Consider the following 25,005-nt stretch of genomic DNA (forward strand, 5'->3'; position numbering starts at 1 on the left):
CTGCACCCGTAACAGTCTCGTAAGGTGGTGGGGGAATCATCAGCACGCTTCAACCATTGAAGAGGACATGAAAACTTTTGTGCTTGGCGGAGGCTGCTTCTGGTGCCTTGACGCCGTCTACCAAAAAACCAAAGGTGTCACGTCGGTCATTTCGGGCTACACCGGCGGCCACGACCGCCATCCGGACTATTACTCGGTCTGCTCCGGCACCACTGGCCATGCCGAAGTGGTTGCGGTGAGTTTCGAGGAGGACGTGATCCCGGCGGAAGTCATCCTGGACATGTTCTTTGCCCTTCACGACCCCACTACGCTCAACCGCCAGGGCTACGACGTCGGCACCCAGTACCGCTCCTCCATGTTCTACGAGACCACGGAGGAAAAGATCCTCTTCGAAGAGGCAATCGAACGGAACCAGGCACTGTGGGCGCACCCGATCGTTACCGAGGTCAGCAGGCTGCCCGTGTTCCATGTGGCGGAGGATTTCCACCAGGACTACTACGCCAAGCATCCGGAGCAGGGCTACTGCCAGGTGATCATCAACCCGAAACTGGCGAAGGCGCGGAAATATTACTCTGCATGGCTTAATGCTTAGCAGCGGTCCTGCCGCCCTCGTTAGGCTGACCTCAGTATTCGCTGTTCAGAGAACTCTTCAGAGATAGGCACAAATACATGGCACGGATCTACGACGACGTCACCCAGCTTGTCGGCGGCACCCCGCTGGTAAGGCTCAACCGGCTGACTGAGGGCCTCGACGCCCAGGTGGCGGTCAAGCTCGAGTTCTACAACCCGGCCAACAGCGTTAAGGACCGTATCGGTGTGGCCATCGTGGACGCCGCCGAGAAGTCCGGTGCCCTCAAGCCCGGCGGAACCATCGTTGAAGGCACCTCCGGCAACACGGGCATCGCCCTGGCGATGGTGGGCGCGGCCCGCGGCTACAAGGTCATCCTGACCATGCCGGAGACCATGTCGACGGAACGCCGTGTCATGCTCCGGGCGTTCGGCGCGGAAATCGTCCTGACCCCCGGCTCTGAAGGCATGCGGGGCGCCGTGGAAAAGGCCCAGGAAATCGTGGCCAACACGGAGAACTCCATCTGGGCACAGCAGTTCGCCAACGAAGCCAACCCGGAGATCCACCGCACCACCACTGCCGAGGAGATCTGGTCCGACACCGACGGCAAGGTGGACATCTTCGTCGCCGGCATCGGCACCGGCGGCACCGTCACCGGCGTCGGCCAGGTCCTGAAGGAACGCAAGCCGGATGTGCAGATCGTCGCCATCGAACCGAAGGACTCCGCCATCCTCAACGGCGGCGCTCCCGGCCCGCACAAGATCCAGGGCATCGGCGCCAACTTCATCCCCGAAATCCTGGACACCAACGTCTACGACGAAGTCCTGGACGCCACCCTGGAGGACTCCGTCCGGGTCGCCCGCGATCTCGGAGTCAAGGAAGGCATCCTGGGCGGCATTTCCTCCGGTGCAATCGTCTGGGGAGCCCTCGAACTCGCCAAGCGCCCGGAGAATGCCGGTAAGCTCATCGTCGCTGTTGTCTGCGACTTCGGCGAGCGTTACATCTCCACCGTGCTCTATGACGACATCCGAGGCTAAGCCTTGGCCCGACATTCACCGTTTCCTGTAGAAAGGTCTTTGTGAGCTTTTTCGCAAGACTTAAGGAAGACCTCGACGCCGCCCGGTCGCACGACCCGGCGGCTCGAGGTTCTTTTGAGAACTTTTTCGCCTACTCCGGCCTCCACGCCATCTGGGCGCACCGCCTCACGCACAAGCTCTGGCAGAATCCCTCGCTCCGCTTCCCTGCCCGCTTGATTTCGCAGCTGGCGCGTTTCCTGACCGGGATCGAGATCCACCCGGGCGCCACGATCGGCAAGCGGTTCTTCATTGACCACGGCATGGGCGTGGTCATTGGCGAAACGGCCGAAATCGGTGAGGACGTCATGATCTATCACGGTGTGACCCTTGGCGGGCGCTCACTGGCAAAGGTAAAGCGGCATCCCACCATCGGGGACCGCGTGACCATCGGTGCGGGCGCCAAGATCCTCGGCCCCATCACCATCGGACGGGACAGCGCCGTGGGCGCCAATGCCGTCGTGGTCAAGGACGCCCCGCCGGAATCCATCATCACCGGCGTCCCTGCAACCTGGCGCCACCGTGATGCCCAGCGTGAGACCAAGCCCGCCGTGGATCCGGCCGAATACTACATCGAATACCGGATCTAGGCGGCAAACCGCTTGTAGACCGTCCAGAGCACCATGTCGAAGACGGTGTCCGGGAGGATCCTTCGCAGCGTCAGGATGGCTCGGGCCCCCTTGCCCACCGGGTACCGGGTCTTCGGCCGGGCGGCGGTGGCGGCATGGACAATGGCATCGGCAATGACGTCCGGATGCGTGGACATGCCGGAGCCTTCAGTGGAGGCCAGCGCCGCTGCGACGATTTTGGCCTGGTCCCGGTAGGGGCCCTGCCCGGACGTTTCCAGCAGGCTTTCACCGGAGATGGCGCCCCACTCTGTCTGCGTGCCCGCCGGTTCGATGATTGACACCTTGATGCCGTGGGGCTTGAGTTCCAGGCGCAGCGAGTCGCTCAGGCCCTCGACCGCAAACTTCGTGGCGTGGTACCAGGCCCCCAGGGGCTCGTACATCTTGCCCCCGATGGAGGACACGTTGATGATCCTCCCCTGCGCCGCCGCCCGCATGGCCGGCAGGACCAGCTGGGTCATGCGGGCCAGGCCGAAGACGTTGACGTCGAACTGCCGCCGGCCTTCGGCCAGCTCCACTTCTTCCAGCGACCCGTAGGATCCGTAGCCGGCGTTGTTCACCAGGACGTCGATCCGGCCGTGCGCCTCGAGGATTCCGCCCACTGCTGCTGCCATGGACGCTTCATCCGTGACGTCCAGCGCCAGCACGTTCACGCCGAATGCTTTCAGCGGCTCCATCTTCTCAACCCGCCGGGCCCCGGCATATACAGTGAATCCCTGCCCGCTGAGCTTCCTGGCGGCCTCGAACCCGATGCCGGTGGACGCACCGGTGACAAACGCGACTGGCTGCGACATGGGCTGCACTCCTCGGAAACGGCAATCGGTGGACGGACGGCCGTCATTGGACGTACAGTCCGATAACGCCAGCGGCCGACGCCTCCCAGAGTATCCGGGAAGCGCCGGCCGTTGATGTCACCGTTGGCGTAAGAGCCAGTGTGGCGTTGAGGCTAGTGGGTGTCCACTGCCTCGATTTCGGACTTGTCCTCGCCCCAAAGGGTGTGGAAGGTTCCTTCGGCGTCGACGCGGCCGTAGGTGTGCGCACCGAAGAGGTCGCGCTGGCCCTGGATCACGGCGGCGGGCAGGCGCTTGCGGCGCAGGCCGTCGTAGTAGGCCAGCGAGGAGGAGAACACCGGTACCGGGATGCCCAGCTGCACTGCGGTTGCGACAACCCGGCGCCAGGCCGGGAGGACGTCGGCGATGGCCTTGGTGAAGGCCGGTGCGAACAGCAGGTTGGCCGGCTTTTCGTCCGCGGCGTAGGCGTTGGTGATTTCCTTCAGCAGTTCCGCACGGATGATGCAGCCGCCGCGCCAGAGGGAAGCGATCTCGTCCAGCTTCAGGTCCCAGCCGTATTCCTTCGCGGCCGAGGTCAGCATGTCCAGGCCCTGGGCGTAGGAAACCAGCTTGGAGGCGTACAGGGCCTGGCGGACGTCCTCAACGAACGTTTCAGGGACATCGACGGCAATTTCCTCGCCGGCGAGCAGTTCCTGGGCCAGCTTGCGCTGTTCGGCCTGCGACGAGAGGGCGCGTGCGAAGACTGATTCGGCGATGCCCGACGTCGGGGAGCCCAGCTCGAGCGCGGAGATGACCGTCCAGCGGCCGGTTCCCTTCTGGCCTGCGGCGTCCACTACGACGTCGACGAACGGTTTGCCGGTGCGGGTATCCACGTGGCCGAGGACCTCGGCGGAGATTTCGATGAGGAAGGAGGCGAGCTCGCCCTTGTTCCACTCGGCGAAGATCTTGGCCTGCTCGGCAGGCTCGATGCCTGCCCCGGAGCGGAGGAGGTCGAAAGCTTCGCCGATGACCTGCATGTCGGCGTATTCGATGCCGTTGTGGACCATCTTCACGAAGTGGCCGGCGCCGTCGGTGCCGATCCAGGCGCAGCAGGGCTTGCCGTCCACGTGGGCCGCGATCTTTTCCAGCAGCGGTCCGAGGGCGTCGTAGGACTCCTTGGAGCCGCCGGGCATGATGGACGGGCCGTTCAGGGCGCCTTCCTCGCCGCCGGACACGCCGATGCCCACGAAGTGCAGGTCCTTCTTCGCCAGGGCGGCTTCGCGCCGGCGGGTGTCCTCGTAGTGCGAGTTGCCGGCGTCGATGATGATGTCGCCTGCCTCCAGCAGGGGCTCAAGCTGCTCGATCACGGAGTCGACCGGCTTGCCGGCCTTGACCATGATGAGCACGCGGCGCGGCTTTTCCAGGGAATCCACAAGCTCCTGGAGGGTTTCGGTACGCACGAAGTCGCCGTCGTGTCCGTGCTTTTCCAGCAGCGCGTCAGTCTTCTCAACAGACCTGTTGTGCAGGGCAACGGTGAAGCCGTTCCGGGCCAGGTTGCGGGCGAGGTTGGCCCCCATCACCGCAAGGCCGGTGACACCGATGTGTGCTGACATCAAAACTCCAATTCATTTCTGTGCAACGTGTGCATTCTGTTCCGCACTTCCTGCGGAACACGCTTTAAGAACCAGTGGCTGTCAATAAACCATATGTATTTCCGCGGACAACGGGAAAGTTGCGCCCACGTTTTGGAAGGTGGCGCGTCACAAAACAGTCTATGATGCCGCCGGCGTTCCACCGGGCAGGGTGGCCGCCCGGCCGGGACCGTGCACGCACGGGACGCCAGCGCCGACCCGATTATGCTTACGACTATGTCAACCAGCCTCCACCACCGCGCCATCGAACACCTCGGCACCCGCATCGTGAGCGGTGCGCTGCCCGCGGGTCATGTGATGCTGGCCGAGCAGCTCGAAGACGAGCTGAAGGTCTCGCGCTCCGTGGTGCGCGAAGCGGTCCGGGTCCTCCAGTCCCTCGGACTGGTTGAGACCATCAAGCGCGTGGGAATCCGTGTGCTTCCGGCGAGCCGCTGGAACCCGTTCGATCCTTTGGTGATCCGCTGGCGCCTGGCCGGCGACGGCCGCGGCGCCCAGCTCAGGTCCCTCGCGGAGCTGCGCTCCGCCGTCGAACCTGTCGCCGCCGAGCTGGCCGCCGCCAACGCCCCCCAGGAGATCCGCAGGGAACTGCTGGATGTCTCGCTGGCCATGCGCGACGCCGGCCAGGCCGGCAGCGTGGCAGAGTTCCTGCAGCTGGATATCAAGTTCCATTCGCTCCTCCTCACGGGCTCCGGAAACGAAATGTTCGCGAACCTGGTCGGGCAGGTGGCCGAAACGCTGACCGGCCGGACCGTCCACGGCCTGATGCCGGACCATCCGCGTGAGACCGCCCTGCAGTGGCATGTGGACGTTGCTGAGGCCATCGCCGCGGGGGATGCTGCCGGAGCCAGGGAGGCGTCCAGCCGGATCATGCGCGAGACGATCGCCGAGATGGAAGCCGGCTGGCGCGACCAGCCCAGGGTTTTCATTCCCCTGCAGCAGGGCTAAAGTCCAGCAGCACCTTCCCCGACTCGGCCGAGTTCCTGGCGACTTCGAAGGCCTCGAGTCCGCGTTCCAGCGGGAAGTCGTGGGTGACCACGGGGTCAACGAATAAGGTGCCGTCAGCGAGAGCCGCAATAACCTCGTCGATTTCGCCGTTGAAGCGGAACGAGCCCAGGAGTTCCAGCTCTCGGGTGATGGCAAGCGAGATCAGGACGGGCTGAGGCCCCGACGGCAGCAGGCCCACCATCACCACCTTGCCTCCGCGGACAGCGCCCTTGATGGCGGAGGCAAGGCCGTGGTGGCTGCCGGACGATTCGATGACCACGTCCGCCTCCACCGCTGCGATGGCGTCGCTTTCGTCTGCCTTGAGGACTTCGTCGGCGCCGACGGCCTGGGCTATTTCCAGTGGCTTGGGGTGCATGTCCACGGCCACGACCCGCCTGGCACCGGCGCGTTTGAGCACGGCGACGGCCAGTGCACCGATGGGGCCGCTACCGATCACCAGGGCCGTCTTTCCAGTGACGTCCCCGGCGCGGGCAACGGCATGCCAGGCAACGCTGGCCGGTTCCGCCAGCGCGGCAGTCCGCAGGCTGAGCCCGTCCGGGAGCGGCCGGAGCATCCGGGCGGGCAGCGTGGCGTAGCGGCTGAAGGCCCCATCGGTGTGCGGGTAGCGGGCGGCGCTGCCCAGGTAGGTGCAGCCCGGCGATAGGTTGGGCCGGTCCTCGGGATACCGTGCGGCGCCCGGGCCGGGCGTGGCGGGGTGGACGGCGACCGGGGTGCCGGCTTCGGGTCCGGTGCCGTCCGCAGCCGCGTGCAGGACCGTTCCCACAATTTCATGCCCCAGGACCATGGGTACGCGGAGGATGGACTCACCCGCGGCACCGTGGAGCCAGTAGTGCAGGTCGGAGCCGCAGATGCCGCCGAAGGCCACTTCCACGACAGCTTCGTCGGGACCCGGAGGCGGCACAGGAACGTCTTCGATCCGGAGGTCGCCCGCCGCGTGGGCTACTACGGCGGCCGAGGTGGCCGGGAGCTGGTCGAAACCGGGCATCAGACCACCACCGTCATTCCGCCGTCGATGAAGATGGTCTGGCCGTTCACGAAGTTGGAACCGTCGGAGGCCAGCCAGACGGCCGGGCCGGCCAGATCCTGCACGGTCCCCCAGCGGTGGGCCGGGGTGCGGCCCAGGATCCAGCCGTTGAACTGCTCATCGTCCACCAGGTTCTGCGTCATTTCGGTGTGGATGTAGCCCGGCGCGATCCCGTTGATCTGCAGGCCGGAGGCCGCCCATTCCGCGGTCATGGCCCGGGTGAGGTTCCGCAGCCCGCCCTTGGCCGCGATGTACGGGGCGATGGTGGGCCGGGCCAGGTCGGTCTGCACCGAGCAGATGTTGATGATCTTGCCATGTCCCCGCGGGATCATGTGCCGGGCAGCCTCTCTGCCTACCAGGAAGGCGCTGGTCAGGTCGGTGGAGATGACGCGTTCCCAGTCCTTCACATCCAGCTCCAGCATGGGCACCCGGTGCTGGATTCCGGCGTTGTTCACCAGGATCTCCAGCGGCCCCACGTTATCCTCCACCCACGTAATTCCCCGCGCGGCCCCGGCGTCGCTGGTGACGTCGAAGGCGCAGCTGTGTACCCGGCCCGGAGCATAGTCGGCGGCCATCGCGGCTTCGGCGGCTTTCAGGCGTTCCTGGTTGATGCCGTTCAGCACCACCGTGGCGCCGGCATCGGCCAGTGCCCGGGCCAGGGCGTTGCCGATCCCCCGGCTCGAACCGGTCACCAGGGCAACACGCCCCGTCAGGTCAAAAAGTGCACTCATCGTTGGCTGTTCCTCAATTGGTTTCGACTACCGGGTGTGACTGCTGGTTCTGGCTGTTGCCTGTGACTTGCGTCCCTGCTGAGATTGGCGATGGTTTGCCGGACGGCGGCGAGGTCAAGGTCCCCGAGTCCCTGGCGCTTGAGTTCGGCGTACAGTTCGGCGCCCACCGTGGCCATGGGTACGGCGGCGTCCACGGCGGCCGCACTCTCCAGGACGAAGGAAAGGTCCTTGTGCATGAATTTTGCGGGCCCGGTGGGCTCGTAGTCCCTTGCAGCGAGGCGGGGCCCGACGATGTCCAGGACCCTGCTGCCCGCCAGCCCGCCGGCAAGTAACTCGTACAACGCCGCAACGTCCATGCCGGAGCGTTCGGCGAGTTCGGCGGCTTCGGCGAGCGCCGCCGTCGTGGTGCCCACGATGAGCTGGTTGCAGGCTTTCGCCAGCGAACCGGAACCCAAGGGTCCCAGCCGCCGGACCGTGCCGCCCATGGCGTTGAAAAGGGGAAGGAGCCGCTGGAAGTCCTGCTCCCCCGCACCCACCATAATCGCAAGGGTTCCGTCCTCGGCACCTTTGGTGCCGCCGCTGACGGGTGCGTCGACCACGACGGCGTTGCCCCGGCTCGCGGCGGATACTTTCACCCCGAAATCGCGCACGGCCGCCGGCGACACGCTGCTCATGACCACGACGACGGTACCGGGGCCGGGCGGCTCGTCGGCCCAGCCTGCGAGGAGCCCTGCCGCCGCGTCCTCGATGTAGGACAGGTCCGGGAGCATAAAGATGATGACCGGTTCGTCGCGCAACGAGGCAACATCCGCGGCGCGCATGCCGCCGCGTGCGGCGAGGTCGTCCAGGGCGGCTGCGGACCTGTTCCAGCCGGTGACGTTCCAGCCGGCCTTCAGCAGGTTGGCCGCCATGGGGCCGCCCATCAGGCCCAGTCCGACGAAGCCGGCCCTCTTCCGGCTTAACTCTTCGCTCGCATCAGGGTCTGTCTGCACGTTCATCGGCAGCGGCACCTCACTTCGTTGTGGTTGATCGTCGGGTTAATGGGAGGAAATCTGTTCAATATCCTAGCCTCCATTCAGTATGATGAACACTATGACGACAAAAACCACCGTCGCAATCGCCGTCCCGCTCGAAGCTGAGCTGGTGGAGCGCATCCGCGCCGTAGACCCTTCCGTGACCGTCCTCTATGAGCCCGACCTCCTCCCGGCCGAACGCTTTCCCGCCGACCACGCCGGCGACCCGGACTTCAGACGCACCCCGGAACAGGAGGAACGGTACTGGGACATGCTGAACAAGGCTGATGTCCTGTACGGCTTCCCCAACGAGAGCCCGTCCGGACTGGCCCGCATTGCCGGCAGCAACCCCCGGCTCCAGTGGATCCATGCCATGGCCGCAGGCGCCGGCGGTGCAGTGAAGGCATCCGGCCTGGACCAGGAAACCTTGCAGAAATTCAAGGTCACCACCTCAGCCGGCGTGCATGCCCTGCCGCTGGCGGAGTTCGCCGCGCTGGGCATCCTCAACGGCTTCAAGCGCAGCGCCGAGCTCGCCGCGGACCAGGCAGCCAAGGTCTGGCCCGAACTGCGGACCCCGACCCGCCTGGTCAACGGCTCCACGCTCGTGGTGACGGGCCTCGGCGAGATCGGGCTGGAGACAGCCCGCATCGCCCGGGCACTGGGAATGAAGGTCAGCGGCACCAAACGGAACGTGGAGCCGATCGAGGGAATCGTCGAAGTGGCCGACAACGACGGCCTGCCCGGCCTGCTTGCTTCGGCTGACGCAGTGGTCAACACCCTGCCCGGCACGCCGTACACGGAGAAGCTGTTCAACCGTGACGTGTTCGCCGCCATGAAGCCGGGAACGGTTTTCGTTAACGTAGGCCGTGGCACGGTGGTGGACGAGGACGCGCTCCTGGAAGCGCTGGACAACGGCCAGGTGGGGTACGCCTGCCTGGACGTGTTCGCCGTAGAGCCCCTGCCGCAGGACAGCCCGCTCTGGAACCACCCCAAGGTGATGGTGTCCCCGCACACTTCGGCGCTGAGCGCAGCCGAGAACCGGCTGATCGCCGAACGCTTCAGCAGCAACCTGCGCACGTTCCTTGACGGCGGGGAACTCCCCCATCTCGTGGACACCGTCCACTTCTACTAAGCCGCACTGACCCGCGGTCCACCGGACCGCACGGCACACCACAGCACAGGGCGGCCCCTCCGGCGAACAGAGGGGCCGCCTGCCGTGCCGGCTCCGGACCTACGGCCGCCTTGCCCGCTCGACGTCGGCAGCGCTCTCTGCCTGGCCCCGGGCAGTAAGTCCTGCCACCACGCCGTCGATGTCCGCATCAGGCCGGTTCTGGCTAAGCTTGGCCTTCGCCTCGATCCTGGTGATCACCAGCTCAAGGCCGACGATGGCGCGCAGCTGCCCGGAAATATAGCGCTCCGGGGCGTCGTCCACACTCCACGGCTGGTCGAAGCCGGCTTCGTTCACGCCCGTCAGCCGCCTGACCTGACGGGCCAGCCAGACCGGGTCGTCGTGGATCACCAACTCGCCGTATACGTGCGCCGCGGTGTAGTTCCAGGTGGGTACTACACGGCCGTGCTCAGCCTTTGAGGCATACCAGGACGGCGATACGTATGCGTCCGCACCCGGGATGATGATGAGTGCCTCGCCTATCACCGGTTCGGACCACTGTGCGTTGTTCCGGGCCACGTGGGTGTGCAGGGCACCGCTCTCTCCGACAGACGGATCGAAAACGAACGGCAGCAGCGTTGCGAGCATGCCCTGCGAGGTCATGGTGACAAGGTTGGCTGCGGCCGGCCGGGCCAGGAGGTCCCTGATAGCGCCGGGGCCGGCTGCGAAGTGGGCTGGGGTGTACATGGCGCTAGTCCTTTGCGGGCTGGAGGGATCTTGTGGTGTGAAGGTTGGGCTGCGGAGCGGGCACCGGGCCGAGTCGGACCCGGACGGCTGCGCCGGCGCAGAGGATGACGGCCAGGCCACCGATGATGGTGGTCCAGGTCAGGGCTTCGCCCAGCAGGAGTCCGGCCCAGCAAATGCTCAGCACGGGCTGGATGAGCTGTATTTGGCTAACCCGCGCCATGGGGCCAATGGCCAGGCCCCGGTACCAGGCGAAGAACCCGAGGAACATGCTCACCACGCCGAGATAGGCGAATGCCAACCACTGGACCGGCGTGGCCGACGGCGGTTGCTGGACCACGGTAAACAGCGTCAGGAATACCATGAGCGGCGACGCAAGCACCAATGCCCAGGACACGGTCTGCCAGGGGCCGAGCTCACGGGCCAGCAGGCCGCCCTCCGCGTAGCCGATGGCCGCTGCGACCACTGCGCCAAGGAGCAGCAGGTCCGCCGAGTGCAACTGCCCGAATCCGCCGGACTGCATGGACGCGAAGGCGATGGCCGCCAAGGCGCCCGCACCGGTGATAAGCCAGAACGCCATGGGCGGACGCTCGCGGCCCCTCAGCACAGCTGCCGTCGCCGTCACGGCCGGGAGCAGTGCGATGACCACCGCGCCGTGACTGGCCGGAGTGGTGGCGAGTGCAAAGGATGTCAGCAAGGGAAAGCCAATCACGACGCCGGCGGCCACCACCGCGAGGCGGGCCCATTGCACCCCGCAGGGAAGTCGCTGACGCCCGAGGGCGAGGGCGGCAGCGGCCAGGACCGCGGCCACGACCGCACGTCCGGATCCGATGAACAGCGGTGACATTCCCGCGACGGCGACCTTCGTGAACGGAACGGTAAACGAAAAGGCCGCTACTCCAAGGATTCCCCACCAGAGGCCGGAAGGCTGTCCGGTCAGTATCACTCGAGATTCCCGCGCAGTAGCGCTACTATGGTCTTTCATGAACAACGATAGCAGTTCCCGGATTGCCGCACGACTGCGGGAATGGATCGCCACAGCAGCACCCGGTGCCCGCCTGCCGTCCACGCGCTCACTGGTGGCTGGCTACCAGGCAAGTCCCGTGACCGTCCAAAAGGCACTCCAATCCCTCACGGCGCAGGGGCTGATCGAGAGCCGCCCCGGCGTCGGGACCTTCGTCCGGGCCGTCCGGACTGCACGCCCCTCGGACTACGGCTGGCAGACGGCGGCCTTACGCTCACCACTGGCACCGCTTCCGTCGGCCTCCACCACCATGCGCGACGTCGCGAACAACGCCATCGCCTTCCACTCCGGCTACCCGGACCGGGAACTCCTGCCGGAGCGCCTGGTGCGTGCAGCACTCACCCGCGCTGCCCGGGGCGACGCAGCGTTGTCCCGTCCCCCCGCAGCGGGCCTGCCGGAACTCCAATCGTGGTTCGCCCGCGAACTCGGCGCCTCGACACCCGCCGGGACCACACCGCCGAACCCGAGCGACGTCGTCGTGCTGCCGGGAAGCCAGAGCGGGCTCAGCTCCATCTTCAGCGCGCTCGCGGGCCGCGGACAGCCGCTGCTGATGGAATCACCCACCTACTGGGGAGCCATCCTCGCAGCGGCCCAGGCCGGAGTCCGCGTTGTCCCGGTACCGAGCGGTCCGGACGGCCCGGACCCGGCGGAACTGGCCCGTGCATTTGACGAAACCGGCGCGCGCCTCTTCTACGCGCAACCCAACTACGCGAACCCGACGGGTGCTCAGTGGGCGCCAGGGCGCGGGGAAGAGGTCCTGGAGGTAGTGCGGGGCAAGGGTGCATTCCTGGTGGAGGATGACTGGGCCCACGACTTCGGCATCACCACCAGTCCCGTGCCCGTCGCCTCGCGCGACGACTCGGGCCATGTGGTGTACCTCCGGTCCCTGACCAAGAGTGTGTCGCCGGCCATCCGAATTGCCGCGGTCATTGCGCGAGGCCCGGCACGTGAACGCATCCTCGCGGACCGGGCAGCCGAGTCGATGTATGTCAGCGGGCTGCTCCAGGCCGCAGCGCTTGACGTCGTGACGCAACCCGGGTGGCAGACGCACCTGCGCAGCCTCCGCCACCAGCTCCAGGCGCGCCGCGACCTCCTGGTGACCAGCATCCGCGAGCACGCCCCGCAGGCGCATATCGAGCAGGTTCCCAAGGGAGGCCTGAATCTCTGGGCGCGGCTGCCCGACGCGACGGACCTCGATCGGCTGACCCGTGACTGCGAAAGCCGGGGCGTCATCATCGCCGCCGGCCGGGAGTGGTTCCCTGCTGAACCGGCCGGCGCGTTTATCCGCCTCAACTACTCCGGGTCCAACCCGGGTGCCTTCCCGGAAGGGGCGCGGATTATCGGCGAGTCAATCGAACGGAACAGCTCCTAGATCAGGCGGGACGGCTGGTGGTGGCCGGCGCAGCAAAGGACGTGGCCCCTTCCGTGTGGAGGGAGCCACGTCCTGCGCTTTGGAATGCAGTTCCGGCGCTGCCGGGGCCGTCGCTTAGGTCGCGTCCTCCGTGAGGACGAGGTCGCGGCCCACGGTTTCCGGAGTGAAGAACGTGGTGGCGAACGAGATTAGTGCCAGCACCAGCGAATAGATGGCGAGCACCAGCCACGAGTGATCCGTTGCGGCAAGGAGCGATGCGCCCACGAGGGGCACAAGACCGCCGGCCATGACGGCGGAGAGTTCGCGGCTCATGGCCACTCCGGTGAAGCGGTACTGGGACCCGAACAGTTCAGGCAGGAGCGGGCACTGGGGGCCAAGCATGGACTGGACGCCAATGGCGATGCCCACCACCATGACCACCCAGACGAGGGTCACGTTGCCGAGCGTCACGAGGTAGAACGCCGGAAGGGCGATGACGGCTTGGAACAGGGCGCCGTAGCGGTATACCGGGACACGACCGTAACGGTCCGAGAGAGCGCCGAACGTGACTACCATGACGGCAGCAAAGCCGGCCGCAATGAGCAGGCCTACGGGCCCGATGAACTTGTCGCCCGGGAACACGCCGTCTTTGGCCGCCAGGAACGCGATCAGTAGTGCGGAGTAGATCGAGGAGTTGCCGTTCTCGCCCATGCGCAGTCCGATGCCGATCAGGACGTTCTTCTTGGAGTGCTTCCACAACTGGCCGATGGGGTTCTTGACCACGTTCTTGTGCTTTTCGAGCTCCTGGAAAACCGGCGTTTCCTTGAGCCGCAGCCGAATGAAGATCGCCACCGCAATAAGGATGATGCTGGCCAGGAACGGCACACGCCACAACCAGCCCTCAAGGACGGCTTTGTCTGCCATGGCGATCAGTGCAAACGTGCCCGCACCGAGGAGGGTGCCCAGCTGGATGCCGACGAACGGCAGGGAAGCAAAGAATCCACGACGACGGCGCGGCGCTACTTCGGAAATCAAAGTTGTTGCACCGGCCTGTTCAGCACCGGCCCCGAGACCCTGGAGGATGCGCAGGGTTACGAGGAGGACCGCACCCAGCATGCCCGCCTGTTCGAACGTGGGCAGCAGACCGATGGCGAAGCTTGCGGTTCCCATCAGGCCGATCGTAAGAATCAGCACCATTTTGCGGCCGAACCTGTCACCGATAACGCCAAAGATGACGCCACCGAAGGGACGGGCGGCAAACCCGACGCCGTATGTGGCGAACGACGCGATCAGGGCGCCGTCCTCGCCGAGGGGCTTGAAGAAAAGCGGTCCAAAAATCAAGGCTGAAGCCAGGCCATAAATGTAGAAGTCGTAATACTCCAGAGCGGAGCCCACGGAGCTGGCAAGAGTTGCCCTCCGCAGTTGTTCCGGTTCGACGACGGCGCCGTCCGCATCGGCAATCGGTGATTCAGTACGAGTTGTCACTAGCACTCCCTTAAGAACACTCCAGACCCCCGTTGGTCTGGTGGGATAGTGGCGTCACCGGTGGTGTCGATCACTATATTGAACAGAGTACAGCACCCTGAACGGATAGCCAATGATGAAATCCGATTTATTTTTTTCGGGCCGCGCATGGCCGCCTACGCAGGTCCGGCTTAGCCCATCGGGTTGCCCAGGGACCGGGCCAACTCCTTGAGTTCCTTCACCATCATGGCGCCCTGCTCCTGGGAGTAGGTGGCCTTCAGTGCGGTGACCGAAAGGCCGAGGCTTGGCCCGTGGGCTCCCCTGGTCGGGACTGAGACTGCCAGGCACACGACACCGGTGGTGGATTCCTCATCCTCGAAGGCATATCCCTGCTCGCGGATAACCGGCAACTGCTTCTTGAATTCGGCTCCCGTCCGCAGCGACTTGGGCGTGAGCACGGGAAGTTCGGCGTCATCAGGGAACAGCTCGTCAATGTCGTGGTCGTGCAGCCGCGCGATGAGCGCCTTGCCCACGGCACAGAGCGACACCGGCATCTTGTCGCCGATATTCGAGGTCAGCCGGACCGCGGGGTGACCTTCATAACGGGCCAGGTAGATGACGTTGGTTCCATCAAGCATCGCGATGCGGACTGTTTCCCCGGACAGGGTGGGAGCCTGCTCGCAGAAGCGGTAGAACTCCTGGACCTCGTCAAGCCGGCTGAGGTAGGCGGCACCAAGTTCCACAAGCTTGCGCCCGAGCGTAAAATCGGCTCCCTGGCGGTTGATGAGGCGCGCCTCTTCGAGGGCGAGCAAAAGGTTCGAGGTGGACGACTTGGGGATGCCGAGTTCGCGCGACAGGTCACTCAGCGTGAGCCTGCCCGTTGCGGAGGCAGCCAGGGCCTCCAGCACGGCGGCGGCGCGCGTCACAGCCGGAGCGGGGGACGCGCTCCCCAGTCCGTCGGAGGTGCGGGAAGCCCGGGAATCGGCCATGATTCTCCTTCAGTTAAAGCGCGTCCGTGATGCGCCGTTCATTCAAACCTGTTCATTCAGCTGAACAGTAACCATCATAATGTCTGGGGCATGGATTTGTTCCCCCTGCTCCCGCTTGCCGGGACGGGGGAAGCCGGCCGCCCTGACAACGGACTCCGGCAGCGCGGGACCTTTGGCTCTGGAGGGAACTGACGCCACGCCTCAAACTGTTTCACATTTCCAAAAATTCACTGTATATTCAATTCAAGCCTTCCACCGCGGCATCCCCCAATAGCCGCGGTGGAAGGCTTTTCCAATTCCCGGCAGCATCGCAAGGCCGGAAATCATGCGGCGTCGGCGATAGCCTCCCTCAGCCGCCAGCCTCCGCCGAGTCCGTCGCGGATCAGTTCCATGGTGGTCAGAGCCGAATTCTCGTTCCTGCCCAGCCTTGCCTGGACGCGCCACACCTCGATGTCCACCCTGCCCAGGCCCTTGGGCATCCTGCGCTCGGCCTCCCACCAGCTCACACGCTCAAACCACCGGACAGGTTCCGCGCCGATGGTCCATTCCCGGCCGCCGCGGAGTATCGAGAGCGGCCGGCCGTCCGGGGCCATCCTCATCATGATGTGTTCCATGCCGCCACACTATGGACGGGGTCCGACAATCACTCTGTGGCAGCAAACACAAAGAACCCCGCCATCGCGGCCTGGTCAGGCTGCAAAAACGGGGTTCTGCTGGTGGGTCCTACCGGGATCGAACCGATGACATCCACGGTGTAAACGTGGCGCTCTACCAGCTGAGCTAAAGACCCAAACGGTGATTTCCGCGCCTCAGCGCTTCAACCAACGAACAGCAACTGTACCGGATGTAACGTGCAGAAAGCCAATCGGCAACCACCCGAGCGGGCCGGTGAGGTGCACGTCACAGATCCGGCAGCTCGGCGGCGAGCCAGGTGAGGGATTCGCTAACGCCGGCCTCCAGTTTGATGGTCGCAAGGTCGTCTCCGCGCGTAGCTCCCCTATTGATGATGACCACCGGCTTCTCCTGCTTGGCGGCATGCCGGACGAAGCGAAGCCCGCTCATGACCGTCAGTGAGGATCCTGCAACAACCAGGGCGCCGGCCTCGTCGACCATGGCGTAGGAGCGTTCAACCCGGTCCTTTGGTACGTTTTCGCCGAAATACACAAAGTCGGGCTTGAGGGTTCCGCCGCAGGCCGGACAGTGCGCCACAACGAAACTGCGGATGAGGGCCGAATCCTCCACCGTGGCGTCGGCGTCCGGCGCCATCTCAACCACGCCGTCCGCAAGGGCCTGCTCCAGGAATCCGGGGTTGAGCTCCTCCAGCACTCCGGCCAGCAGCGTCCTGCTGTAGCGGCGGGCGCAGGACAGGCAGGCCACCCGGTCGAAGCGGCCGTGGAGGTCCACCACGTTCACGCTCCCGGCGTCCTCGTGGAGCCGGTCCACATTCTGGGTGATCAGGCCGGTCAACAGGCCGCGCTGCTCAAGCCGGGCTGCTGCCGCGTGGCCGTCATTCGGGTCGGCGCGCCGCAGGTGGGACCAGCCGATATGGTTCCGCGCCCAGTACCGTTGGCGGTTGCCGGCGTGCCCGATGAACTCCTGATAGGTCATGGGCGCCCTCGGGGCAGCATCCGGACCCCGGTAGTCCGGTATGCCGGAGTCGGTGCTGAGGCCGGCTCCGGTGAGGAGTGCGAAGCGTGTTCCAGCTATCGCGTCCCTGATGCCCCGGAGGACGCCGAGCTCGTCAGGGGCAGGGGCGGCGGCACCCACCGGCGGCAGACTGGCGAAGCCAGTCATGCCGAGCCCGGGGTGCCGCTGCCTCATGGGGTCAGTTCCCGCCAAGCTCCGACAGGGCTGCACGGTAGGCGGCCAGGTCACGGGCCTGGCCGCGAGGATTCACCACGACGTACCGAATGATGCCGTCCGCATCGATGATGAAAGTACCCCGTTGGGCCATGCCGCTGTTGGGGTCGAAGACGCCGTATTGGGCGGCAACTGCCCCGTGGGGCCAGAAGTCGGCCAGCAGGTCGAATCCGTACCCTTCCTTTTCCGCGTAGGCCCGCACAGTGAACTTACTGTCCACGGAAAGGGCCAGGACGGTGGCATTCGCGTCCTCAAACAGCGAAAGGTTGTCCCGGATTTCACAGAGCTCGCCCGTGCAGATTCCCGAAAAGGCGAACGGATAGAACACGACGACGACGTTGCGTCCCCGCAATTCCGACAGCCGGACGGGTTCGCCGTACTGGTTGACCAGTTCAAAGTCGGGCGCTAAGTCTCCGACCTCGGGAACAGCGGGGGCCTCACCGGCACCGTAAACCGTTTGCAGTTGCTGGAGCGTCACTTGTTCTTCCTGGTGACCAGGCGCGTTGCGCTCCAGTCCTTGGAAACGCCAGGTGAAGTGGTGAGGTGGAGCCCTGCCGTGGGTGCGGCTTCCTGGATCTCCGCCGGCGACACGTAGCCGTGCCTGCCCGACTTGGGAGTGAGTACCCAGACCACACCGTTCTCACTCAGAGTGGTGAGGGAATCCATGAGGGTGTCAACCAGGTCTCCGTCGCCGTCCCGCCACCAAAAAATGACGGCGTCAACAACGTCATGGTCGTCTTCATCAAGGAGTTCAGAACCGGTCAGGTCCTCAATATCGTCACGTAAGTCGAAGTCGACGTCGTCGTCGTAACCGAACTCCTGAATCAGATCCCCGTTTTTGAAACCCAATTTTTCCGCCACATTTACCGAAGTGGCGGCGTCGGCCTCGCTCACGTGTTCCTCCAATGCTTAGTCATCTGCATAAATCTAGTGATTTCCATTACTACAAGCCAACACCCTTTGTGTCTGCTCTTCAAGCTGTTGCCCCTGCGATCCCACTTATTCTGCGTCACATCAGGTCTTGGCGACGGACCGGCCTTGCGGCTTCCCGTCACACAACCAGTATGACGTCAAATACGACAGGCACGTCAGGCAGCGGCTACGCATCGGATAGCTCTCACGGCTAGAGTGGCTGATGACGACTATGCCGGCGGGGCGATCGCCCTGGTTTTAAGAGGCCATAGACGTGATAGGACCCTGCCCGGCGCACATGACCGGGCTGATGTAACCGATACGTCGCACACGTCGCGTTCACGCCAGGCAGTTACCCTGCCGGACCTGAGGGCGCCGATGCATGCGCGCAAAGAGAGGTTGGACGTGGCTGCAGGAGAAGATACCTCCCATATCCTCAGCGGGTTGACTAACCAGCTGCCTGATCGTGATCCGGAAGAGACCGCCGAATGGATTGAGTCCCTGGATACGCTGATCAGGGAACAGGGCACCGAGCGTGCCCAGTACATCATGCGCAGTCTCCTGCAGCGTGCCGGCGCCCAGAGCGTCGGGGTTCCGATGGTCACCACCACGGACTATGTGAACACCATTCCCGCGGACCAGGAAGCACCGTTCCCGGGCAACGAGGAATACGAGCGCCGCTACCGGGCGTACATGCGCTGGAACGCCGCGGTCATGGTGCACCGGTCCCAGCGCCCGAACATCGGGGTCGGCGGGCACATCTCCACCTATGCCGGGGCCGCGACCCTGTACGAGGTCGGGTTCAACCACTTCTTCCGCGGCAAGGACCACCCCGGCGGCGGGGACCAGGTCTTCTTCCAGGGCCACGCTTCCCCGGGCATGTACGCCAGGGCGTTCATGGAAGGACGCCTGACCGAGGAGGACCTGGACGGGTTCCGGCAGGAAAAGTCCAAGGCCGGCCACGCCCTGTCCTCCTACCCGCACCCGCGGCTGATGCCCGGGTTCTGGGAATTCCCCACCGTGTCCATGGGCATCGGGCCGATGAACGCGATCTACCAGGCCCAGTCCAACCGGTACCTGCACAACCGCGGCCTGAAAGACACCTCCGACCAGCAGGTCTGGGCGTTCCTGGGCGACGGGGAAATGGACGAGCCCGAGTCCCGCGGCCTGCTCCAGCTCGCCGCGAACGAGAACCTGGACAACCTGAACTTCGTGATCAACTGCAACCTCCAGCGCCTGGACGGGCCGGTGCGCGGCAACGGGAAGATCATGCAGGAACTCGAAGCGTTCTTCCGCGGCGCGGGCTGGAACGTCATCAAGGTCGTCTGGGGCCGGGAATGGGATGACCTCCTGGCCAAGGACAACGACGGGTCCCTGGTGAAGATCATGAACGAGACCCCGGACGGGGACTACCAGACCTACAAGGCAGAATCCGGCGGGTTCGTCCGCGAACACTTCTTCGGGAAGACCCCGCAGACCAAGGACATGGTCGCGGACCTGAGCGATGACCAGATCTGGAACCTCAAGCGCGGCGGCCACGACTACCGCAAGGTCTACGCCGCGTACAAGGCAGCCACCGAATTCAAGGGCAAACCCACCGTCATCCTGGCCAAAACGGTCAAGGGCTACGGCCTCGGCCCGCACTTCGAAGGCCGCAACGCCACACACCAGATGAAGAAACTCACCCTCGACGACCTCAAGTCGTTCCGGGACCACCTGCGCATCCCGATCACGGATGAGCAGCTCGAGGGCGATCCCTACCAGCCGCCGTACTTCCACCCCGGCAACGATGCGCCGGAAATCGCGTACATGATGGAGCGCCGGGCCGCCCTGGGCGGTTCCGTTCCGGAGCGCCGCAGCAAGCATGCCGCCATCACGCTTCCCGACGCGAAGTCCTATGAGGTGGCCAAGCGCGGTTCGGGCAAGCAGCAGGCTGCCACGACCATGGCGTTCGTCCGCCTGCTCAAGGACCTCATGCGGGACAAGGAGTTCGGCAAGCACATCGCGCCGATCATCCCCGATGAGGCGCGTACGTTCGGCATGGATGCGTTCTTCCCGACGGCGAAGATCTACAACCCCAAGGGCCAGAACTACCTCTCCGTGGACCGGGACCTGGTCCTGGCCTACAAGGAATCCGCCCAGGGCCAGCTGATCCACCCCGGCATCAACGAAGCCGGCGCCGTCGCAGCCTTCACCGCCGCCGGCACCGCCTACGCCACCCACGGCGTCCCGCTGATCCCGGTCTACGTGTTCTACTCCATGTTCGGCTTCCAGCGCACCGGCGACGCCTTCTGGGCCGCCGCGGACCAAATGACCCGCGGCTTCATCATCGGCGCCACTGCAGGCCGGACCACCCTCACCGGCGAAGGACTCCAGCACGCCGACGGCCACTCCCCCATCCTCGCCGCCACCAACCCGGCCGTCGTCACCTACGACCCCGCCTACGGCTACGAAATGGGCCACATCATCCGCGACGGCATCGAGCGGATGTACGGACCGGACTCCACTGACCGGAACCTGATGTACTACATCACCGTCTACAACGAACCCATCACCCAGCCGGCAGAGCCGGACGAGCTGGACGTTGAAGGCGTGATCAAGGGCATCTATCTGCTCGCACCGGCCAAGATTGACGGCCCCCGCACGCAGATCCTGGCCTCGGGCGTTTCGGTGCCCTGGGCGCTCGAAGCCCAGCGGATCCTGGCCGAGGACTGGGGCGTCTCCGCAGACGTCTGGTCCGTCACGTCATGGAACGAACTCCGCCGCGACGCCATGGCCGCCGAGGAAGAGGCCTTCCTCAACCCGGGCCAGCCGGCGCGCGTGCCGTTCGTCACCGCGCAGCTCGAAGGTGCCACCGGCCCTATCGTGGCTGTCACGGACTACATGAAGGCCGTCCCGGACCAGATCCGCCAGTTCCTCCCGAACGAGTTCGCCTCGCTCGGCGCGGACGGCTTCGGCTTCTCCGACACCCGCGCCGCAGCACGCCGCTTCTTCAAGAACGACATCCACTCCATCGTGGTCCGTTCACTGGAGATGCTCGCGCGCCGCAGCGAGGTGGACGCCCAGGCTCCTGCCCAGGCCATTGAGAAGTATCGCCTGCATAACGTGAATGCGGGTTCCACCGGAAACGCCGGAGGCGAATCCTGACGTTCCACCCCTAGCCAGGGAGATTGACGGCGGCGGTCCCCACCAAAGGCGGGGGCCGCCGTCGTCGTTCCCGCCCTGAGTTGGCCTGACCGGGCGGGCCTGTGACGCAGCGCAAATCGAGTTGTAGCCTTTGCACAAATGGAGCTTGGCCTGCGCGCACCGTATGCTCGATGCATGGCAGAGCCAACCCCAACCCCCGCAAAGCGCAAGCCGGCCTCGCGCGCCCTGACGCCGGAAAAAGCCCAGACGTTGAAGAAACTCCGGGCGAGCGTGGGACAGCTGTCCACCACCACGATGCGCCAGCTGGAGAAATCGCTGCCCTGGTACAGCCGGCTCAGTTCCGACGAGCGGTCCGCCCTCGGGATGGTCGCCCAGAACGGTATTGCCGCCTTCGTGACCTGGTACGAGCGGCCAAGCTCGCCGTCATGGATCCTCACCGACGTCTTCGGGACCGCGCCCACCGAACTGACCCGCTCCATCAGCCTGCAGAAGGCCCTCCAGCTCATCAGGATCGTGGTGGAGGTGGTGGAGGACCAGGTGCCCGTGATCGCCCCGGAGGCGGATCAGCCGGCACTGCGTGAAGCCGTACTCCGCTATTCACGTGAGGTCGCCTTTGCCGCCGCCGATGTCTACGCCCGGGCCGCAGAGTCCAGGGGCTCCTGGGACACCCGTCTGGAAGCCCTGATCGTCGACGCGATCCTGCGCGGCGAGAACACCGATGCCTTGCGGTCCCGCATTGCCGCCCTCGGCTGGAAAGCCCAGGAGCGTTTTACCGTGATGGTGGGCAATTCGCCGTCGGAACCCAGCGCCAGTTACGTCAGCGAGCTGCGCCGGACTGCCGGCCGGTTCGCCGAAGACGCGCTGGTGGGGATCCAGGGCGACCGCCTCATCCTCATCCTGGGAGGCGTCCAGGACCGGGAGAGCGCCTACCTTAAACTCAGCGAACTTTTTGCCCCGGGTCCTGTCGTCTACGGACCCGAAGCGGGTTCCCTGCTGGAAGCGAGCAGTTCGGCCCAGTCGGCTTTCGCGGGGCTCACGGCTGCACGCGCCTGGCCCTCGGCCCCGCGCCCGGTTGCTGCCGACGACCTGCTGCCGGAGCGTGTCATTTCCGGGGACGATGCCGCACGCAGGTCGCTCATCAAGAACATCTACCGGCCATTGATCGCTGCGTCCAACGGCCTGGTGGAGACCCTTGGTACCTACCTCGAACTCGGGCACTCGCTGGAAGCAACGGCCCGTGAACTCTTTGTGCACGCCAATACCGTCCGCTACCGGCTCAAGCGCGTCTGTGACGTCACAGGCTGGGATCCGCTCCTTCCGCGGGAGGCGTTTGTGCTTCAGGCAGCCCTCGTGGTGGGGCGGCTTTCCGTGCCGCCCAAGGCACCCGCCGAACGCCAGCCGTCCCGGAACGGCAACTGAACCGTTGTAGACTTCCTACAAACTGACCCAGTGAGCTTGGTGCATGAATACACCGAGAATCACGCGGTAATTTGGAAAGCTGGATACGTGCTTGCAATCGTCTGCCCTGGACAGGGCTCCCAGACCCCTGGTTTTCTGGCCCCTTGGCTGGAACTGCCTCCCGTCGCAGGCCATTTGGCCTCCCTCAGTGAAATAGCAGGCATCGACCTCACCGCACACGGCACCACGTCGGATGAGGACACCATCAAGGACACGGCAGTGGCCCAGCCGCTGATCGTTGCGGCCGGACTGGTGGCCGCCAAGTCGCTGTTTGACGTCGAACTCAACACCCTGCCCGTCATCCTCGCCGGACATTCCGTCGGTGAGATCACGGCGTCGGCGCTTGCAGGTGTCCTCACCGAGACCGAGGCAATGACCTTCGTGCGGGAACGTGCCAACAGCATGGCTGCCGCAGCAGCCGTCACCCCCACGGGCATGAGCGCCGTGGTTGGCGGCGACCCTGCCGAGGTCCTGGCGGCCATTGAGGCCTCCGGCGCCACGCCTGCCAACGTCAACGGCGCCGGCCAGACCGTCGCCGCGGGCACGTTCGAGCAGCTCAAGGCGCTGGCGGAGAACCCCCCGGCCAAGGCCCGCGTGATCCCGCTGAAGGTGGCCGGCGCCTTCCACACCTCGCACATGTCACCGGCGGTCGCTGCCCTGGAAGCCCTGAAGCCGTCGCTCAAGCCCCGGAACCCGCAGGTGCCGTTGCTGTCCAACTTTGACGGCAAGGAAGTGACCGACGGCGACGCAGCAGTCGGCAGCCTCATCGCCCAGGTCTCCCGACCGGTCCGCTGGGACCTCTGCATGGAAACGCTGGTGCAGCGCGGCGTCACCGGAGTCATTGAACTTGCACCGGCCGGAACCCTGGCCGGACTCGCCAAGCGGGGCATGCCCGGAGTGAAGACGGTCGCCGTCAAGACCCCGGACGATCTCACCGCTGCCCTTGCACTATTCGCAGAACTGGAGGGACAGGCATGAGCGCTCCCGTACTCAAGCAGGCACCGCTGCGGGAACACACCCGCATCCTCGGACTGGGCGCCTACCGGCCCAACGTCATCGTCACCAACGAGGATGTGTGCCAGTGGATCGATTCCTCGGATGAATGGATCCGGCAGCGTACCGGGATCGTGACCCGCCACCGCGCACCCGCAGACGTCAGTGTCATTGACATGGCGGAAGGCGCAGCCCGCGAAGCCCTGGCGAAGGCCGGCATCGAAGCCAGCCAGCTGGGCGCCGTCATCGTCTCCACTGTTACGCACCCGTATGCGACGCCCTCTGCTGCCGCAAGCCTGGCAGACCGCCTCGGCGCAACGCCTGCTCCGGCCTTCGACATATCGGCTGCGTGTGCCGGCTATTGCTACGGCATTGCCCAGGGCGACGCCCTGGTCCGCTCCGGAGCGGCTGAGTACGTGCTGGTGGTGGGAGCCGAGAAGCTCTCCGACGTCATCGACAACACCGAGCGCACCATCTCCTTCCTGCTTGGTGACGGCGCCGGCGCCGTGGTGATCGGCCCCTCCGACACACCCGGCATCGGTCCGTCGGTCTGGGGTTCGGACGGCAGCAAGTGGGATGCCATCGGCATGACACATTCGCTGCTTGATGTGCGTGAACTCGCCTTGGCTGCGAACAAGTCCGGAGCGCTGAGCGCCGAGGAGGCCGAGGTAACGGACGCTGCGATCTGGCCCACCCTGCGCCAGGACGGCCAGACCGTGTTCCGCTGGGCGGTTTGGGAAATGGCCAAGGTGGCCCAGCAGGCTCTCGACGCCGCCGGCATCACAGCGGAAGACCTAGTGGCTTTCGTTCCCCACCAGGCCAACATGCGCATCATCGACGAAATGGTCAAGAAGCTCAAGCTTCCCGAGAGCGTCAAGGTGGCCCGGGACATCGCTGAAGCCGGAAACACCTCGGCAGCTTCCATTCCGCTGGCCACCCACCGGCTCCTGCAGGAAAATCCCGAACTCAGCGGCGGACTCGCACTGCAGATCGGATTCGGCGCAGGTCTGGTGTTCGGCGCCCAGGTCATCGTGCTCCCGTAGCCGAACCTTTTACCCACAACTGAATACGTTCTGAACAGTACGGATTCGCGAACCAAGCCGTAATCGCGGCTTGAATCATTTCCGGCAGTACATGCCGGCAACAACAAGAAAAGGAGCCATCAATGGCTAGCAACGAAGAGATCCTGGCCGGCCTGGCTGAAATCGTCAACGAAGAGACCGGCCTCGCCACCGAAGCAGTCGAGCTGGACAAGTCCTTCACCGAGGACCTGGACATCGACTCCATCTCCATGATGACCATCGTGGTCAACGCCGAAGAGAAGTTCGGCGTGCGCATCCCGGACGAAGAGGTCAAGAACCTCAAGACCGTCGGTGACGCTGTCAGCTTCATCGCAAACGCACAGGCCTAGTCCTGGCTCCTGCCGGCAACGGCCTGCACTGGTATCCGGTCCGGAGCGCTGATGAAGCGCCCCGGACCGGGCACCGCTGAAC

At 65.2% G+C, this 25,005-nt stretch carries 24 protein-coding genes and 1 tRNA gene; 11 read left to right on the top strand and 14 right to left on the bottom strand.

The annotated features are described in order from the left end of the window. The first annotated feature begins 67 nt into the window (after positions 1-67). From msrA to epsC, 3 genes are all read left to right on the top strand, one after another. Positions 68-592, top strand: coding sequence for a peptide-methionine (S)-S-oxide reductase MsrA (gene msrA, locus ARTH_RS12395; RefSeq protein ID WP_011692287.1), 525 nt, complete (start codon positions 68-70; stop codon positions 590-592). Between the two features lie 77 nt (positions 593-669). Further along, complete coding sequence (cysK, locus tag ARTH_RS12400) at positions 670-1,605, top strand: cysteine synthase A (protein ID WP_011692288.1); 936 nt, start codon at positions 670-672, stop codon at positions 1,603-1,605. A 41-nt stretch (positions 1,606-1,646) separates the two neighbouring features. After that, complete coding sequence (epsC, locus tag ARTH_RS12405; protein ID WP_011692289.1) at positions 1,647-2,231, top strand: serine O-acetyltransferase EpsC; 585 nt, start codon at positions 1,647-1,649, stop codon at positions 2,229-2,231. Here epsC and ARTH_RS12410 read toward each other — a convergent pair. Then, positions 2,228-3,061, bottom strand: coding sequence for an oxidoreductase (locus ARTH_RS12410; protein WP_011692290.1), 834 nt, complete (start codon positions 3,059-3,061; stop codon positions 2,228-2,230). The two genes, epsC and ARTH_RS12410, sit on opposite strands and share 4 nt — an antisense overlap. A gap of 152 nt (positions 3,062-3,213) precedes the next feature. Next, positions 3,214-4,650 (bottom strand): NADP-dependent phosphogluconate dehydrogenase, encoded by a 1,437-nt coding sequence (gene gndA / locus ARTH_RS12415; RefSeq protein ID WP_011692291.1) that lies wholly within the window; start codon positions 4,648-4,650, stop codon positions 3,214-3,216. 255 nt (positions 4,651-4,905) lie between these two features. Between gndA and ARTH_RS12420 the strand changes: the two genes are divergently transcribed. After that, positions 4,906-5,634: a FadR/GntR family transcriptional regulator gene (locus ARTH_RS12420; RefSeq protein WP_043429844.1), complete on the top strand. Its 729-nt coding sequence runs from the start codon at positions 4,906-4,908 to the stop codon at positions 5,632-5,634. Here ARTH_RS12420 and ARTH_RS12425 read toward each other — a convergent pair. Genes ARTH_RS12425 through ARTH_RS12435 form a run of 3 tightly spaced genes read right to left on the bottom strand, consistent with a single transcriptional unit; the run spans position 5,612 to position 8,447 of the window. Further along, positions 5,612-6,679 (bottom strand): L-idonate 5-dehydrogenase, encoded by a 1,068-nt coding sequence (locus tag ARTH_RS12425; RefSeq protein ID WP_011692293.1) that lies wholly within the window; start codon positions 6,677-6,679, stop codon positions 5,612-5,614. The two genes, ARTH_RS12420 and ARTH_RS12425, sit on opposite strands and share 23 nt — an antisense overlap. Then, the gene (locus tag ARTH_RS12430) at positions 6,679-7,449 is read right to left on the bottom strand and encodes an SDR family oxidoreductase (protein ID WP_011692294.1); all 771 of its coding nucleotides are present in this window, start codon (positions 7,447-7,449) and stop codon (positions 6,679-6,681) included. Before ARTH_RS12430 ends, ARTH_RS12425 begins: the two co-directional genes overlap by 1 nt. Then, positions 7,446-8,447, bottom strand: coding sequence for an NAD(P)-dependent oxidoreductase (locus ARTH_RS12435; RefSeq protein ID WP_011692295.1), 1,002 nt, complete (start codon positions 8,445-8,447; stop codon positions 7,446-7,448). The genes ARTH_RS12430 and ARTH_RS12435 overlap by 4 nt, the downstream gene beginning before the upstream one ends. Positions 8,448-8,529: 82 nt before the next feature. Here ARTH_RS12435 and ARTH_RS12440 point away from each other — a divergent pair, with 82 nt between their 5' ends. Then, a complete protein-coding gene (locus ARTH_RS12440) occupies positions 8,530-9,594 on the top strand; it encodes a D-2-hydroxyacid dehydrogenase (RefSeq protein WP_011692296.1) in 1,065 nt (354 codons plus the stop codon). A gap of 99 nt (positions 9,595-9,693) precedes the next feature. Here the strand turns inward: ARTH_RS12440 and ARTH_RS12445 are convergent, their stop codons facing one another. After that, the gene (locus ARTH_RS12445) at positions 9,694-10,317 is read right to left on the bottom strand and encodes an FMN-binding negative transcriptional regulator (protein WP_011692297.1); all 624 of its coding nucleotides are present in this window, start codon (positions 10,315-10,317) and stop codon (positions 9,694-9,696) included. A gap of 4 nt (positions 10,318-10,321) precedes the next feature. Continuing rightward, a complete protein-coding gene (locus ARTH_RS12450; protein WP_052309691.1) occupies positions 10,322-11,299 on the bottom strand; it encodes a DMT family transporter in 978 nt (325 codons plus the stop codon). On the opposite strand from ARTH_RS12450, the gene ARTH_RS12455 reads away from it, so the two are divergent. Further along, a complete protein-coding gene (locus ARTH_RS12455; protein WP_011692299.1) occupies positions 11,298-12,710 on the top strand; it encodes an aminotransferase-like domain-containing protein in 1,413 nt (470 codons plus the stop codon). The genes ARTH_RS12450 and ARTH_RS12455 overlap by 2 nt on opposite strands. 114 nt (positions 12,711-12,824) lie before the next feature. Here ARTH_RS12455 and ARTH_RS12460 read toward each other — a convergent pair whose 3' ends face one another. The 7 genes from ARTH_RS12460 to ARTH_RS12490 form a co-directional block, all read right to left on the bottom strand. Continuing rightward, complete coding sequence (locus ARTH_RS12460) at positions 12,825-14,180, bottom strand: MFS transporter (RefSeq protein WP_043429846.1); 1,356 nt, start codon at positions 14,178-14,180, stop codon at positions 12,825-12,827. Between the two features lie 164 nt (positions 14,181-14,344). Further along, positions 14,345-15,142 (bottom strand): IclR family transcriptional regulator, encoded by a 798-nt coding sequence (locus ARTH_RS12465; protein ID WP_011692301.1) that lies wholly within the window; start codon positions 15,140-15,142, stop codon positions 14,345-14,347. 323 nt (positions 15,143-15,465) lie between these two features. Beyond that, positions 15,466-15,756: a hypothetical protein gene (locus tag ARTH_RS12470; RefSeq protein ID WP_011692302.1), complete on the bottom strand. Its 291-nt coding sequence runs from the start codon at positions 15,754-15,756 to the stop codon at positions 15,466-15,468. 100 nt (positions 15,757-15,856) lie between these two features. Next, positions 15,857-15,932: transfer RNA gene (locus ARTH_RS12475), tRNA-Val, on the bottom strand. 110 nt (positions 15,933-16,042) lie between these two features. Continuing rightward, complete coding sequence (locus tag ARTH_RS12480; RefSeq protein ID WP_011692303.1) at positions 16,043-16,963, bottom strand: NAD-dependent protein deacetylase; 921 nt, start codon at positions 16,961-16,963, stop codon at positions 16,043-16,045. A gap of 4 nt (positions 16,964-16,967) precedes the next feature. Continuing rightward, positions 16,968-17,480: a peroxiredoxin gene (locus ARTH_RS12485; RefSeq protein ID WP_011692304.1), complete on the bottom strand. Its 513-nt coding sequence runs from the start codon at positions 17,478-17,480 to the stop codon at positions 16,968-16,970. Beyond that, complete coding sequence (locus ARTH_RS12490; RefSeq protein ID WP_011692305.1) at positions 17,477-17,896, bottom strand: DUF3052 domain-containing protein; 420 nt, start codon at positions 17,894-17,896, stop codon at positions 17,477-17,479. The genes ARTH_RS12485 and ARTH_RS12490 overlap by 4 nt, the downstream gene beginning before the upstream one ends. A gap of 396 nt (positions 17,897-18,292) precedes the next feature. Between ARTH_RS12490 and aceE the strand changes: the two genes are divergently transcribed. From aceE to ARTH_RS12515, 5 genes are all read left to right on the top strand, one after another. Beyond that, on the top strand, positions 18,293-21,061 hold the full coding sequence (aceE, locus tag ARTH_RS12495; RefSeq protein WP_011692306.1) for a pyruvate dehydrogenase (acetyl-transferring), homodimeric type: 2,769 nt from the start codon (positions 18,293-18,295) through the stop codon (positions 21,059-21,061). Between the two features lie 174 nt (positions 21,062-21,235). Further along, a complete protein-coding gene (locus ARTH_RS12500) occupies positions 21,236-22,480 on the top strand; it encodes a PucR family transcriptional regulator (protein WP_043429848.1) in 1,245 nt (414 codons plus the stop codon). A gap of 87 nt (positions 22,481-22,567) precedes the next feature. After that, entirely contained in the window at positions 22,568-23,497 is a 930-nt protein-coding gene (locus ARTH_RS12505; RefSeq protein WP_043429850.1) for an ACP S-malonyltransferase, read from the top strand. Continuing rightward, positions 23,494-24,555 (top strand): beta-ketoacyl-ACP synthase III, encoded by a 1,062-nt coding sequence (locus ARTH_RS12510; protein WP_011692309.1) that lies wholly within the window; start codon positions 23,494-23,496, stop codon positions 24,553-24,555. Before ARTH_RS12505 ends, ARTH_RS12510 begins: the two co-directional genes overlap by 4 nt. A 122-nt stretch (positions 24,556-24,677) precedes the next feature. Further along, positions 24,678-24,923 (top strand): acyl carrier protein, encoded by a 246-nt coding sequence (locus tag ARTH_RS12515; RefSeq protein ID WP_011692310.1) that lies wholly within the window; start codon positions 24,678-24,680, stop codon positions 24,921-24,923. The last annotated feature ends 82 nt before the right edge of the window (positions 24,924-25,005 follow it).

Origin of the sequence: Arthrobacter sp. FB24 (genome assembly GCF_000196235.1) — a bacterium.
Classification (GTDB): Bacteria; Actinomycetota; Actinomycetes; order Actinomycetales; family Micrococcaceae; genus Arthrobacter.

Excerpts from the sequence above, each read along its gene's own strand:
- aceE (WP_011692306.1), top strand. The coding sequence starts at position 18,293 with ATGCATGCGCGCAAAGAGAGGTTGGACGTGGCTGCAGGAGAAGATACC.
- ARTH_RS12455 (WP_011692299.1), top strand. The coding sequence starts at position 11,298 with ATGAACAACGATAGCAGTTCCCGGATTGCCGCACGACTGCGGGAATGG.
- ARTH_RS12430 (WP_011692294.1), bottom strand. The coding sequence starts at position 7,449 with ATGAGTGCACTTTTTGACCTGACGGGGCGTGTTGCCCTGGTGACCGGT.
- cysK (WP_011692288.1), top strand. The coding sequence starts at position 670 with ATGGCACGGATCTACGACGACGTCACCCAGCTTGTCGGCGGCACCCCG.
- ARTH_RS12470 (WP_011692302.1), bottom strand. The coding sequence starts at position 15,756 with ATGGAACACATCATGATGAGGATGGCCCCGGACGGCCGGCCGCTCTCG.
- ARTH_RS12410 (WP_011692290.1), bottom strand. The coding sequence starts at position 3,061 with ATGTCGCAGCCAGTCGCGTTTGTCACCGGTGCGTCCACCGGCATCGGG.
- ARTH_RS12500 (WP_043429848.1), top strand. The coding sequence starts at position 21,236 with ATGGCAGAGCCAACCCCAACCCCCGCAAAGCGCAAGCCGGCCTCGCGC.
- ARTH_RS12425 (WP_011692293.1), bottom strand. The coding sequence starts at position 6,679 with ATGCCCGGTTTCGACCAGCTCCCGGCCACCTCGGCCGCCGTAGTAGCC.
- ARTH_RS12440 (WP_011692296.1), top strand. The coding sequence starts at position 8,530 with ATGATGAACACTATGACGACAAAAACCACCGTCGCAATCGCCGTCCCG.
- ARTH_RS12510 (WP_011692309.1), top strand. The coding sequence starts at position 23,494 with ATGAGCGCTCCCGTACTCAAGCAGGCACCGCTGCGGGAACACACCCGC.
- ARTH_RS12435 (WP_011692295.1), bottom strand. The coding sequence starts at position 8,447 with ATGAACGTGCAGACAGACCCTGATGCGAGCGAAGAGTTAAGCCGGAAG.
- ARTH_RS12420 (WP_043429844.1), top strand. The coding sequence starts at position 4,906 with ATGTCAACCAGCCTCCACCACCGCGCCATCGAACACCTCGGCACCCGC.
- ARTH_RS12450 (WP_052309691.1), bottom strand. The coding sequence starts at position 11,299 with ATGAAAGACCATAGTAGCGCTACTGCGCGGGAATCTCGAGTGATACTG.
- gndA (WP_011692291.1), bottom strand. The coding sequence starts at position 4,650 with ATGTCAGCACACATCGGTGTCACCGGCCTTGCGGTGATGGGGGCCAAC.
- ARTH_RS12480 (WP_011692303.1), bottom strand. The coding sequence starts at position 16,963 with ATGAGGCAGCGGCACCCCGGGCTCGGCATGACTGGCTTCGCCAGTCTG.
- ARTH_RS12445 (WP_011692297.1), bottom strand. The coding sequence starts at position 10,317 with ATGTACACCCCAGCCCACTTCGCAGCCGGCCCCGGCGCTATCAGGGAC.
- msrA (WP_011692287.1), top strand. The coding sequence starts at position 68 with ATGAAAACTTTTGTGCTTGGCGGAGGCTGCTTCTGGTGCCTTGACGCC.
- ARTH_RS12515 (WP_011692310.1), top strand. The coding sequence starts at position 24,678 with ATGGCTAGCAACGAAGAGATCCTGGCCGGCCTGGCTGAAATCGTCAAC.
- ARTH_RS12465 (WP_011692301.1), bottom strand. The coding sequence starts at position 15,142 with ATGGCCGATTCCCGGGCTTCCCGCACCTCCGACGGACTGGGGAGCGCG.